The following is a 12,271-nucleotide window of genomic DNA, read 5'->3' on the forward strand; positions in this document are numbered from 1 at the left end:
TAGCATCGATCTCGGCTGCGTCCTGCGCGTTCAGCTTGCCCCCGAGCGGTAGAGGGTACTCCCCCGCCTGCCCTTCAAACATATGCCGGAGTTTCGCGTCCTCATAGTATTTGATCCGCTTGGCGCGGGCCGGGTGCTGGCCGTCGATCACGAGGATGATGTCATCAAGATCGAGCCGCGCGGCCTCATCTTCGGTCAGAAGCGGGCGTTCTTCGGTGCGCTCGCTGAGATTGGTGTCAAACATGCCCCGCCCCATGGCGCGCGATTTCGACACCACCCGCTTGGTGGTCATGCCCACACCCTCGCTGACCTCGGTGACAGTGCGCTTCTCCGACGGGGTCATGTAGAGCTTGACCCCGGCCCCGCCCTGCAGCGAGAGGCGGGTGTTTTCTCCATAGATTTCATCGAGGGCGGGGATGGTCTGGGTGATGATCGCAAGATGGCCGCCATAAGACCGCAGGGTCTTGATGCTTTCGGCCACGATCGGCATCTTGCCCAAGCGGTCGAATTCATCGAGCATAATCATCACGGGCCAGGGCTCGTCCTCGCCGGGTTCATGGTCCTGCAGGCTCGCGATCAGGTCGGAGAAGAACAGTCGGATCAGCGGCGCCAAGGGCCGGATATTGTCGGGCGAGACCACCAGATAGACGGTTTGCGGCTTGCGCCGGAAGCTCGAGAAGTCGAAATCCGACACGGCGGTGGCGCGGTCAATGGTCGGGTTGTCCCAGGCGCTGAGCCCCGAGGTCATCAAAAGCGAGAGATAAGAGGTCAGAGTGCGATCATTGGTCGAAGCCATGCGCTCAAAGATCAGACGCGCAGAGGCGCTGCGGACTTCCTCGGCATAGCCTGCGTATTGCTTGGTCTTGTCACCCCCCGAAGAGGCCAGGCGGTAGATTTCGCCAATGGTGGGCAGGTTGCGTTCCATCGCAAGGATCCCGCAGGCGACAAAGAGATCGATGCCGCCTTCGAGCAGGCCCTTGGCATTCTCGCCATCGGCTTGCAGGAACAGATTGGCGGTCTTGCGCAGCTCCATCTGGCGCTGGTCGGGATTGGGGAGCGCCGCGATGCGCTGCAGGGGGTTATAGCGATGCGTGGGGCGGTCCCAATCGACCGGGGCAAAGCGCCAGACCTTGTCACCGCGCGCACGGCGCTTGCGCGAGGTCTTGTCAAAATTCTCGCCCTTCACATCGAGCACCACGGCGGAGCCGACAAAGCACAGAAGGTTCGGGATCACAAAGCCTGTCCCTTTACCGCGGCCTGTGGGGGCGACAACCAGACAATGCGGAAACGTGGTCGAGCAGAGGAATTTCGCAGCTGACTTTGGCGAGCCCATCTTGCCGAGCAGAAACCCGCGCCCGGGCTTTGCAAAAAAGCCGTTGCGCTTCAACTCGGGCTTGGTCTGCCAATGGGTCTCGCCAAACCGGGTCAGGCCTTCATGGACGACAAAAGAGCCCAGCAGCAGCGTGCCCAAAGTGGCAAACAGAAAGATCAGCCGGACCACCTGCCAGATATCGGGATGGTGGAGCCGGATCGCTTGCCAGTTCTGCACCAGGAGGCCCCAATCGAGCGTGGCGGCACTGCCGGTGAGTTTGAGCGCCAGATAGCCTGTGGCCAGAATATAGGCGAGCGAAAGCCCGAGCGCGGCAAAGAGGCCAAGGCCTGCCAGTACGCGTGTCTTAATCATGGCCTACTCCGCGGTCTTGCGCCGCATTGGCCGCACGTTCGTCGAACCAGTCTTCGGTCACTTGTTTAAGCGCAGGCTGCGAGTTCCCCTCGGCCTTGAGATATTCGCGCGCGACAGACAGCTGGTCTTCGCGCGAGCCCACCCCCTCGAGCCCGGAGATATCGCCTTGCTTCAGGCGCGCGATCTCGTCGGGGGTCAGGCGTTCCTCCACCGCTTCGCGATAGGCCTCGGCACGCTCGGCATCGGTTGGCGCGGGCAGTCTGGCCAGATCGGATTTCGCGGCGATCAGCACGCCGGCGGCGGCGGCAGTCGCGGCGGCGGTGCCAGTGCCAGCGGTGGTGCCCGTATTGGTCCCAGTCGTCGTTCCTGCGCCGCGCTGGATATCCTGCACCTCCCAGGCACGCCGACTGCCCTGTTTCTCCACCACGGCATTCGTCACAGGATCACGCGTCGTGATGGTGACAGGCTCGGAACGGGTTGAGGACAGGGTGACGGTGTCGCCCGTCTTCACCCCCTGATCGCCGAGCGCCTTGGCAACCCCCATGCCCCAGACATCATGGGCGCGGCCACTCTCGAGCTGCAAACGCACATAAGGCGATGCGGCCGCACCTGGGCGGTCCAGATACGGGCGCGTGCCCTGCGCAAGGATGGTCCCGCGCACGCCCTGGCTGTAATCAATCCTGTCGCCCCAAGTGGTGTTGGAGGAACTGCCCGCAGGATCGCGGGAAAGGTCACGCGTTGCCTCACGGCCCCTGTCGCCCTTTTCCGTGACAGGCCCGTCGGTGCGCTGCAAACTGCGCGGGCGCTCCATGTCACTGCGACGCGTGGCTTCCTCAACATCGCGCGCATTGGGCGTGTAGCCCTCGACCTTGATGCCCTTGGCCGCCCCCTCGATCCACATCTCGCGCCGGAAGTCCTGCGGGCCAGTCACTTTCATGGAGTTCCAGCCACGATGGGCGGCGAGATTGACCATGTCGAGCGCCGTCGCCTTGTCGGCGGCCTTGGTGCTCAGCGTATCGCCCGTATCGACAATGGCCGCGCGGGCATCATCGTAATGGCGGTAGAATTCTTGGCGGTCGCCCTGCTTGGTCACGACAAAGCGGTCATAATAGCTTGCAGGCGTATCCAGCGGATCAAGCCAGCGCTTTGCCTCAGTGATATCGCCCGCGCGCGCTGTGCCGGTTTCTTCGCTTTGTACGGCCGTATTGTCCTGCGCAGACTTATCCGCTTGCGCTGCTCGTTCCCCTTGCTGCGTGCTTTCCACCTGCGGGACCACCCCCAGCACCTCGGCCTTGGCCTCAGCGCGCGCCTGATCCTCAATTTCAAAGGACCGCGACGAGATCGATGCCCTGTCAAAGCCCTCGCGCCTCATATCCGTGATAGCACCCTGAATATTGCGGGACGTCTTCTCCTCTATGGCCTCACGCTGCTCCGGCGTCAGATCGAGGCCCACATCCTCGCCAATGCGGTCATGCACACGGTCCACCTCTTCCAGCGCGCGGTCGAGATCCCCCTGTTTCGAGAGATCGAACCCGTGATGCGCGGCCACGCTGCGCAGATCATCCATCAGCCAGTCTTGCTCAAGCGCAGAATTCGGCGCGCCCTCGCGCAGCCGCGCCATGATCGCATCCCCGCTGATCCCGCTGCCCTCCGCAGCCTCCCGGATGCGCCCTTCGCCCACGCGCGCGACATGCTCCAGCGCGATGGCCGCGTTCTGCTTCGCATAAATGCCCTCCTCGCTGGGCGCCCCGGCCAACTCCTGATCGCGCGCCTCTGCAGGCAGCAGGGCGTCCAGCTTTGAAAGTGCGTCGCTGAGGCGTGCCTCTTCTCGTGGGCGCTCACCCGGTGCGGCTGCCGCAATCCGGGCCTCGGCCTGCGCCATGACCGCATCGAGGCGCTGCAGGGCCTGAGTGAACCGCTCTTGTTGTAACATCGGGATGGCTCCGTAATTCTGGGATTGAAGGCTGCGCCCTGCACCGAGATCGGCGGCCGCGCGCTGAAGGTTTTGGGCGAGATCAAAGAGGGGCGTGTAAGACGCGATCTCGCCACGGGTGAAACGCGAATGATCGATGGCCTCGATCCCGCGCGCATGGGCGGCAAGCGCGGAATAGCTTTCGGCATGGCGCGCGATCTGGCCGCGCGCATAGTCCAGATCAGCCCCCATGCGCGGGCGATCAGCCGTCCTGCCCCGGCGATACTCGGCATCTGTGGGCGCGCGATGCAAAATGCCGCGCTGCAAGCGGCTGGTGGCCTCCAGTGCCACACCATAGTTTTGGCCCAGCTCGACCAGGGCGTCCTTGTAGGTCTCGTAGCTGTGCTCAGAGCCTGCGCGCAGTGTGAACAGCCGGCCATCCTCGCCGCGCCGGTTCACGACGATATGCGCATGCGGATGCGCGCGGTCGCTATGGGTGGCGGCGATATAGTCGAACTGGCCCTCAAAGAACCGCTCGCAAAAGCGCGCGGTGATCGCCTGCACATCGCGGCTGTCGGTGTCATGGGGAAATGACAGGATCAGATGCGCTGTCTGGCCCGCAGAGGTCATCCCCGCCCAGCCCTCGCTCCAGCGCAGGGCAGCCTCGCGCGCCTCATCCCCGGAAAGCGGCCCGCGCTGCTCGAACGTGCCCATGGAGTCAAACACCCGGTCCGCCTTGCCGGTCAGATATTCCAGCTGATTGCCCAGCTGGCGGCTGTCATGGCACCCGCCCCCGCGCACCAGCTTGACCACCACCGCCCGATTGCCCGCCGCCGCCCGTGCCATATGCTGATAGCTGCGGGTCCCACCCCCGCGGCGGCCGAAGGACTTCGGCGCAGGCTCATCGCCCCGTCCGCCCGGGCCCCGCGTCCAGCCTTCGTCGAAGAGCGTGCCCATGGCCGCGCTCACGGCATCTGGCCTAGCCGACATGCGCGGCCTCCGGGGTCGCATCCCCTGCCATCGCATCGCCCACGATTGCCCGGAAAGCCGCATCGCGCCCGCGCGCCTTGGTCCCGATCAACACGGCCAGATGATCGCGCGATCGGGTGACGGCAGCATGCGTTGCGCGCAGCACCTCGACCTCGCGACGACTGAGCTTGCGCGCCTCTGGCAACAGCCGCGGGTCATTCAACCGCCGCGCAATCTGGTTGAGGTTCGATCCGATCGCCGACAATTCGCGGCGCATCTCCCGGATGCCCTCGGCCAACTCCGCATCGGCACCGAGATATCCGGCAGGGTGGCGAATGAAGGCACGCAGCACGCGCGATCTCTGCTCACCCCCGAGCCGTGCGATCAGCGCATCAAAGGCCCGGATATCCGCAACCGGCACCCGCGCGGTCACAGTCGCCGTCTCGGACCGGGCCTGCGCGCGCGCCATCTGCACCCCGCGCGCAATGTTGCGGATGGTCTGAACCGACACGCCATAGCGCACGGCCAGCACTTTGGTCGCGATCCCTTGCGCCCGCGCCTGCGCAATCGCCTGGCGCTGCGCAGGCGTCAGCCGGGGCTTGCCCACCGCCTTGTCACGCGCGTTTGTGTTGTGTGTAGTCAATATCCATTTCCTGCTACATAACACCTCTGTCTTCCCCCTCTCGGGTAGGCAGATGCCGGAATCGCGTCAATACGTGATTCAACTACCAGTGGTGTTGCGGTGTTATGGTTCTGGCCGAGACGGAGGCAGCAATGCCGCGCGGCCTTTGCTCAATACGACGCGCGCGAAATGGCCCGTTGCCGCGCCGCAGCGCCGTGCTGAGGGCGCAAGAGCGTGTTTTGTGGCGAAACTGCCCTGAGGGACACAAATCGCGCTATTATCTCGAAAAAACGGGGTCTCCAGCAAAAAGCATCCAGCAAAAAACGATCAGCATCCAGCATTTCGCAATCAGCATATCGCAAAAAGCACGCAGCATTCAGCAATTCGCATCCAGCGTTCAGCATGTAGCGCCAAGCATTCAAGCAAAGAGCGTTCAGCATAGAGCATGCAGCGCATAGCATTGAGCATTGAGCATCCAGCATATCGCATTGAACACCTCGCGCACTCTATCTAGAGTTGTGTCGCAATGTGATGGCCGGATGGCCAGACCCCGTGACAGAGAGAGTAGAAAAATATGTCTGATGAGGCGAACCCGCCGGTTGTGGTGGCGGTGATGGGGATCAAGGGCGGGGCCGGAAAAACCACGATCTGTGCCGCCATGACCTCGGCGATGATCCATTCCGGCAAGCGGGTGCTGCTGGTCGACACCGATCGCCAGAGATCACTGGCAGGCTGGGCGCGGCGGGCCGAAGCACATGGCAATGGCTCGCCCCTGTTGTCGCATATCGAGGCGAAAGACACTGACGCCCTGGTCGCGATCCTGGACGAGGCCTTTGAGACCGAGAGCCATGATTTCATCATCATCGACACGGCCGGTGTTGCGGGCACATGGGCCGATCATGTTGCCGTGCAGGCCAGTCTCATCGTCACACCAGTCATCCTGACCGAGAACAACGTGAACGGTGCGGTCGCGACCTATCAATGGTACAAGGGGTTGCACGGGCGGGTCGAAGAGCCGGAATTGCTGCCACGCCATTTCAGCATTCTGACCCGCTATGACAGCCGCACCCGCAACGGTGCGGAAAAGCTCAGCCCCATCGAGAAGGATCTGTTCGCGCGCATCAAAGCCGAGCTGGAGTTGTTTCCCTATGCGGTGCGCGAGCGCAAGGCCTACAAGGATATGGAGAGCCTTGGCCTGCTCGGCGCCATCGCCCGGAAAAAGCGCGACGATCCAAACCCGCTGGTCCGTGGGCAGGCCGGCCATTACGAGGACGCGCTCCATGAGGTCGCTGTGATCTTCAATCACATGCTGACCCATGCGGCCGCAGAGTAAGACCCCGAAAGGAAAGCTGAGCGTATGGCAAAACGCAGGATAGCCCGAATTGGGGCGATCGATCCGGTCTATGCAGATGCGGTGTTCGACAGCGCGCCACCTGTCATGGAACGGGCAGAGCAGCGCGGGCCGCAGCCGACACCGTCTGTGACACGGCGGAAACCGGAAGCGCCCGCGCAGGTCGCATCGCCAGTTGCGCCGATTGCGCAGGATGCACTGCGCGTGCCCCTCCCACGTGCGACAGTGAACGGGGCCATGACCGCGCACAAACCGGCGCGCGCCTTCTCGATCACCCTGTGGCCGCTCACCCGCCACAAGGAGGATCTGTTGGCTCTGGCGCAAGCCGGATACAGGATCGAGCTGATCCTGAGTGCGGCGATGAAATCGGCCCGGAAAACCTTCAAGCCTGGCCCGGTCTATGTGCCTGCCCAAAAGGGCGATACATGGGCCGCCTACAGCATCCGGCTGCAAAAGCCGGTCCCCGAGCGCATCCTTGCGCAGCTTGCCGAGAGCGCCAAAGACCCCGGCGCCATGATGGCCACCCAATTGCTGCGCGGCCAGATCGAGCCGCTCTGGCTGGACGCCCTGGATGCCCTGATCGTAAAGCTCAAAGCCGCGGTGCCGTGAAAGGCGGGGCGGTTTCTGATGGGGGCCTTCGCCACTGCTCTGACGTGCACTTTGAAACGCAAGAGGGATGCAGCCCCGTAGGGCTGAGACCTGGGCGTGCATGCGACCATGCCCCCGCGGGCCGAGGGGCTGGCTCAGGATGAGACAGCCAACGCCGCGCCTTGGGGCAGGGAGCAGGTGCGCTCAGGGCTCAGGGCAACGCCGCAGCAGCCCGCCCCCGCTCGCGGGGCTTGCCCATGCTCAAACCACCAGACCGGACATTCGGCCAAGTTGAGATGCTGCAGGGGCAGTCGGCTACAGCCAGCTTCATTGCGGACCTTCATGCAGAGTGCGGCGTGTGTCGGGTGATAGACGTAGAGGGCGGACAGCGGCCTTTGACCTTCATCATTGCAGTCGCAGAAAATGGCTAAAGCAGCCAGTCGCCTCCCCGCGGCTCAACAACCGAAGTTGGCAGTGGGCGGAGTTTGCAAGCTGGCGCGCCATGGGCGCAGGTCTTGACTCGCTCGACCTAGGTGTTTCCTCACAGCCTAAGCCCATTGCTGAATCTCGTGATGATTGCACCGTATATTCGCTCCGCTTTCGGCAACGAGGAATTTCGCTTGACAGACCTATTGCAGCCTCCCGAGAAATCAGTATAGTTGAGACTCTCTTAGCTGGGTGTTTCTGTGAAGACACTCTATGCCGGGCGCTTTGCCAGGCTGTATTTGATTGAACGACATTGGGCGCCGACTTCGGAACATTTTTCGTCACCGGCCTCCACTATGTTCCGTCTCGGTGCCGAAAAATGTCCCGAAGTCGGACGCTTAAGTAAGAGAAACGGATGGACCACCCCTTGCGCAGTGATGATCACAAATCACTGCGCAAGCGGCTCTACAAGATTTTCAATAATGGCTTCACGATTCCAAGGCAAAGCAACATCGTTTTTGTCTGTGGTGGCAGTGAACCGCCAGATATGCGGCGCCGGTTCCAAAGCGAATTTGGAAAACTTTTGCCAGGTTATGAATTTTTTGAACCAGAATTCGCCATGCGCAAATACTGGACGCTTGGTGATAATGAGCCCTTTGACATCACGATTTTTGAAGAATTGATAGGTCAACTTTCGCATTCTATTGTGATTTTCCCCGAAGCTCCTGGCTCTATTGCGGAGACAGGATATTTTTCAGCTATTCCAAACATAGCAAAAAAAATATTACTTGTAATAGATGCTGCTCATTTGAAAAAGGATAGCTTCATATCAATCGGGCCTGCAAAAAAGATTGCAGATGTTTCGATTTTTCAACCAAATGTACAGTTTGACTACAATAACCCCTCTTTCAATATAGTTTCTCAGCGCTTGATTGATAGGGCTCCACTGCATAAGACACGTCGAGCGCTTCAGATCAAGGCTTTCTCGGAGATGGAGAGCTTTGAACTCTTTGCGATAGTGCAAATGCTCGTTTCAATTCTTGGAATCGCGACGGTCGAAGACATTGAAGCAGTTCTCAAGGGCGTTTTCTCAGGCCATATCGCGCCGTCGAAAACGAAGCAGATTGTATCCATCCTCGTTGGCTCAGGGCGTTTGGTTGAGGTGGGAGAATACGGTCATCTCAAGCCATGCGAGGCGGAAAATCTGATCCTGAAAATAAAAGATGGCGCGAAAACTGAACGGGATGTGCTGATGGTGGATATCTCGACCATTTATCTTGGCGCAGATCCTGAATTCAGCGCTCTGTTGGAAGCTTGATATGTTGATTGAACTCCTAAGTAGAACGGCTAAAATACCAGAGTCCAAACTATTAAGCTTGGCGGAAAGCGCAAGCCGCCGCTACAAGATCTACACCATCCCCAAACGGACAGGTGGTGAGAGGATAATTGAACATCCCAGCCGAGAGCTCAAAGCCATCCAACGTTGGATTGTGCGGGCACTTATTAATCGGTTTCCTGTGCATGAATCTGCAACTGCCTATCGGAAAGGTACAGGAATCAGAGCAAATGCAGAACGTCACCGTAAAACCAAGTTCACCAATCGCTTTGACTTTTCAAACTTCTTCCCATCGTTCTCTCAGGCGCGGGTAGTTCAATATATTGGCGAGCAAGCGACGTCAGTCGGCATCGAGCTTTCTGAGCGTGATCTGGAATTCATAGGAAATATAGTATGCAGAAATGGTAAATTGACGATTGGTGCGCCAAGTTCTCCAGCGATTACAAACACCATGATGTTCGAGTTTGATCGCCGTATGCATGAAGTATGTCATGCGAAAGGCCTAGTGTATACTCGTTACGCTGACGACTTGTTCGTTTCATCCTTCGAGCCCGGGCAGCTTGATGGGATTGAGAAAGTCATCATCGAAAACAAGCGTGTCGTTCCCCACCTGTGGCTTAAACTCAACCACGAGAAAACTGCTTACCTCTCAAAGAAATATCGCCGAGTTGTTACGGGAATCGTTGTCACTCCACAGCATACGTTATCGATAGGTCGGGAGCGAAAAAGAGAAATCAAAGCATTGATCCATCGCTGGGTGAATCAGGATATTGACGCTACAAGCTTATTTTACCTGAGAGGATTGTTTTCATTCGCGATTGATATCGAGCCTGATTTTGAGTTGCGACTTATTGAGAAGTATGGGAAGAAACAAATTGATCTTCTGCGGAGTGGTGCTTTTGATATTCCATTGGCGATGTTTTAGTTGGAAGAACTTAGTTGACCCCTTTAGGTTTGCTTTTAATGGTTTAGGTTGTCTTACTCACCTAAGCGATATCCATCGTCGTCAATATTAGCTTTGACTCGAGCACGCAGTGAAACGCGCAAACTTTCCTGGAAGCCTTCTATGTCAAGAGGAGGAAGTTCACGTGTTATGTCATATTTTTCGATCTTCTTTAGACTTTCAAGTAATTCCTGCACTTCGGACTTAATCTCAGGTGAACTCCGAATAGCTTCATAGGCCTCAAATGGTTTGCCGCCTGTTCCACGAGGTAAGCCTATGCGCCTTTCGAAGTCTGGTATGCTCACCTGATGAGCAACCCCAATTCCTCTTAATCTAGCTTCATGCACCAGTTCGTAAATGTTGAAGTTTTGCGTCCAAGACGGCGATTTCACGTATGTTCCATCTTGTTTCTTTTTGGTCCCGAGGGGCCAGTCGCTATCGTGCAGCACCGCGAAATCTTTACGAAAGTGTATCAGCATCTTCATAACGGCTGCGATTTGAGGTTTCCCGCGTGCCTTTATGATGCTCATATGGTCAACGAGCTCGTGTCCCGCCTCGACAACCGCTGCGATGAATGCGGCATGCTCAGTATTGCCTTCGACAATTATCGGGAAGGTGCCAAAGAATACTTCACAGAAGGTTGGATCCATTTCCTGGATAGCTTGAAGTACCTGCTTATCATCTCCCGAGAAGCCGGCGTCATCTGTGCGGAAGAGGTTAGGCCTGAACCGTCCATCATCGCCATCTCGCTCAAGTCGCACAATGGTGGTGTGATCAACTGCAGGGTTCACAAAGAGAGGCGAGTGGGTTGTCATCATCACCTGCCACTCTGGCTGGGAAGCGAGCTCGTACAATTGCCTCTGAGCCGCACGTGCGGCTAAAGGGTGTAGGGCATTCTCAGGTTCGTCAATAAGCAAGATATAACCTGGAAATGCTGGGTCATTCACATCTTCTGGGAGCGCGCCGCCTGCAAGAATCGAGCTAATTTGTGCCCGGATAACATCCCTTGAATCATCGTCCTTGGCTTTCTCTTCTGCCTTTTCGAGCTCTTTAATTTTGCTTTCCCGAACCTTTTTGTCAGCATCAAGTCGATTTCGTACTTGTAGCATAGTCCAAAACAAGGCTCGCTGCGCACCAGCGCCCTGCTGAGAGAGTCTCACATCTACGCCTCGGTCGGTGACACGTAGCCCTGATCCATCGGTGATCAATTTCGCAGCGTCAAATTTCGGTGGCGCAGCCTGCACATCAAGAGAAATGGCGAGTTCTGGGAATACACCCGTGAAACCTTTATGGACTTCAGAAATGGCATCACTGAAGCGATCCGTTTGCTCTCCTACTACTGTCGCCACCCCTTTCTCTAGCATCTCCACAGCCTGCCCGATGGACGTACTTAAGTCCGAGGTGGCAGCCGTTAAGGCAGTACCTACGGGCTCAAGAACGAGTTTCATTAGCGCTTTCTCTGCCTCAACAGGATCGCTTCGGGAGCCGATTCTAACTGGTTGAGGGAGGCGCGATTTGAAGACATTGTCCGCCCCACCTGCTTTGTTTTCCAGAGCATACCCATCGTTTATTGCGAGGTCTTGACCTGGCGCTTTTGTCTCGCGTTTTGGCTTCTTGCCTTCTTGGTGGTCCATTCTCCATTGCCATCGACTGGTGACGATGCGAAGATCGCCTCGACTCTCTTTCCACTTCTCATCTATATTCGCGAGACCGTCGGGGATATGTACTTCTAGAATGATCTCCGATGGATTGTTCTCTTCAGCATTTGCATATCTGTCCTTCGACCAATCAAAAGCCTCCGCTCCCTGTGCAAGCTCATAGGCCCGCAGAATGGTCGACTTTCCTGAGTTATTCCGACCTACGATGCACACGACATCATCCAATGCGACTGTGATTCCTTCAGATCCAATGCAGCCTATATTGCGCACTGTCATGTTTACTAGCTTTGACCGGTTCTCAGGCAACATATTTATCCATGTAATAATGCATAAGGGTAATAACCTTCCTCAGTACAAATCGGAGCGCATCATTTCCGTCCTTTAATCTCACGTGTCTGGCGAAGGACGTCGAATTCGTGCAGCCTATGCGGCAGTGCGCACCTCTGCAAGCGGAGAGTCTTCGGCAATGGCGCGTTACATGCATATCGTATTAATCGGCATGGGATGACTTGCAGTTTCTCCGCAGGGGTTTCAGGACTGGAGGCTATCATCTGCGGCGTGTCGTGTCATGGTCCGCTATGAGGCTGGCTGCTGTCGCATGGTACGCCATTCCTGAGCGACCGCTTCGGCGAACCCTGCTTGATCGGCCGACCGACCGCTCTGGGCCGGGCACGTCGAGAACCGCGACCAAGACCCGCGACTTTGCAAACTACGCTTTCTGCCACAAGCCGCCGGTCACATTGGTCCATTCTGCGGCTGCAGCGAATGTCCGCTTCCATGAA

Annotated in this window: 8 protein-coding genes; 4 read left to right on the forward strand and 4 right to left on the reverse strand. The window is 58.0% G+C overall.

Annotated features, from left to right (window positions below):
- The 3 genes from ACTZWY_RS18935 to mobC all read right to left on the reverse strand — a co-directional run.
- Positions 1–1,684, reverse strand: a 1,684-nt coding sequence (locus tag ACTZWY_RS18935) for a type IV secretory system conjugative DNA transfer family protein (protein ID WP_444792271.1), incomplete at its 3' end; no start/stop codon positions are given.
- Entirely contained in the window at positions 1,677–4,586 is a 2,910-nt protein-coding gene (locus tag ACTZWY_RS18940) for an LPD7 domain-containing protein (RefSeq protein ID WP_444792272.1), read from the reverse strand. The genes ACTZWY_RS18935 and ACTZWY_RS18940, both read right to left, overlap by 8 nt.
- Positions 4,576–5,208: a plasmid mobilization relaxosome protein MobC gene (mobC, locus tag ACTZWY_RS18945; protein WP_444792273.1), complete on the reverse strand. Its 633-nt coding sequence runs from the start codon at positions 5,206–5,208 to the stop codon at positions 4,576–4,578. Before mobC ends, ACTZWY_RS18940 begins: the two co-directional genes overlap by 11 nt.
- A gap of 553 nt (positions 5,209–5,761) precedes the next feature.
- On the opposite strand from mobC, the gene ACTZWY_RS18950 reads away from it, so the two are divergent.
- The 4 genes from ACTZWY_RS18950 to ACTZWY_RS18965 all read left to right on the forward strand — a co-directional run bounded on the left by ACTZWY_RS18950 (position 5,762) and on the right by ACTZWY_RS18965 (position 9,813).
- Positions 5,762–6,520 carry a ParA family protein gene (locus ACTZWY_RS18950; RefSeq protein WP_444792274.1) on the forward strand — a complete coding sequence of 253 codons (759 nt, stop codon included), beginning with the start codon at positions 5,762–5,764 and terminating at the stop codon, positions 6,518–6,520.
- Positions 6,521–6,544: 24 nt separating this feature from the next.
- On the forward strand, positions 6,545–7,147 hold the full coding sequence (locus ACTZWY_RS18955) for a hypothetical protein (protein WP_444792275.1): 603 nt from the start codon (positions 6,545–6,547) through the stop codon (positions 7,145–7,147).
- A gap of 820 nt (positions 7,148–7,967) precedes the next feature.
- Positions 7,968–8,870 (forward strand): retron St85 family effector protein, encoded by a 903-nt coding sequence (locus tag ACTZWY_RS18960; protein ID WP_444792276.1) that lies wholly within the window; start codon positions 7,968–7,970, stop codon positions 8,868–8,870.
- Position 8,871: 1 nt separating this feature from the next.
- Positions 8,872–9,813 carry a retron St85 family RNA-directed DNA polymerase gene (locus tag ACTZWY_RS18965; protein ID WP_444792277.1) on the forward strand — a complete coding sequence of 314 codons (942 nt, stop codon included), beginning with the start codon at positions 8,872–8,874 and terminating at the stop codon, positions 9,811–9,813.
- Between the two features lie 53 nt (positions 9,814–9,866).
- Here the strand turns inward: ACTZWY_RS18965 and ACTZWY_RS18970 are convergent, their stop codons facing one another.
- The gene (locus ACTZWY_RS18970) at positions 9,867–11,765 is read right to left on the reverse strand and encodes an ATP-dependent nuclease (RefSeq protein ID WP_444792278.1); all 1,899 of its coding nucleotides are present in this window, start codon (positions 11,763–11,765) and stop codon (positions 9,867–9,869) included.
- Between the last annotated feature and the right edge of the window lie 506 nt (positions 11,766–12,271).

It is taken from the genome of Roseinatronobacter sp. NSM (assembly GCF_052379845.1).
Classification (GTDB): domain Bacteria; phylum Pseudomonadota; class Alphaproteobacteria; order Rhodobacterales; family Rhodobacteraceae; genus Roseinatronobacter.

Bases quoted from the DNA above. Each gene is read 5' to 3' on its own strand.
- ACTZWY_RS18940 (WP_444792272.1), bottom strand. From the start codon at position 4,586: ATGTCGGCTAGGCCAGATGCCGTGAGCGCGGCCATGGGCACGCTCTTC.
- ACTZWY_RS18950 (WP_444792274.1), top strand. From the start codon at position 5,762: ATGTCTGATGAGGCGAACCCGCCGGTTGTGGTGGCGGTGATGGGGATC.
- ACTZWY_RS18955 (WP_444792275.1), top strand. From the start codon at position 6,545: ATGGCAAAACGCAGGATAGCCCGAATTGGGGCGATCGATCCGGTCTAT.
- ACTZWY_RS18960 (WP_444792276.1), top strand. From the start codon at position 7,968: ATGGACCACCCCTTGCGCAGTGATGATCACAAATCACTGCGCAAGCGG.
- ACTZWY_RS18965 (WP_444792277.1), top strand. From the start codon at position 8,872: ATGTTGATTGAACTCCTAAGTAGAACGGCTAAAATACCAGAGTCCAAA.
- ACTZWY_RS18970 (WP_444792278.1), bottom strand. From the start codon at position 11,765: ATGACAGTGCGCAATATAGGCTGCATTGGATCTGAAGGAATCACAGTC.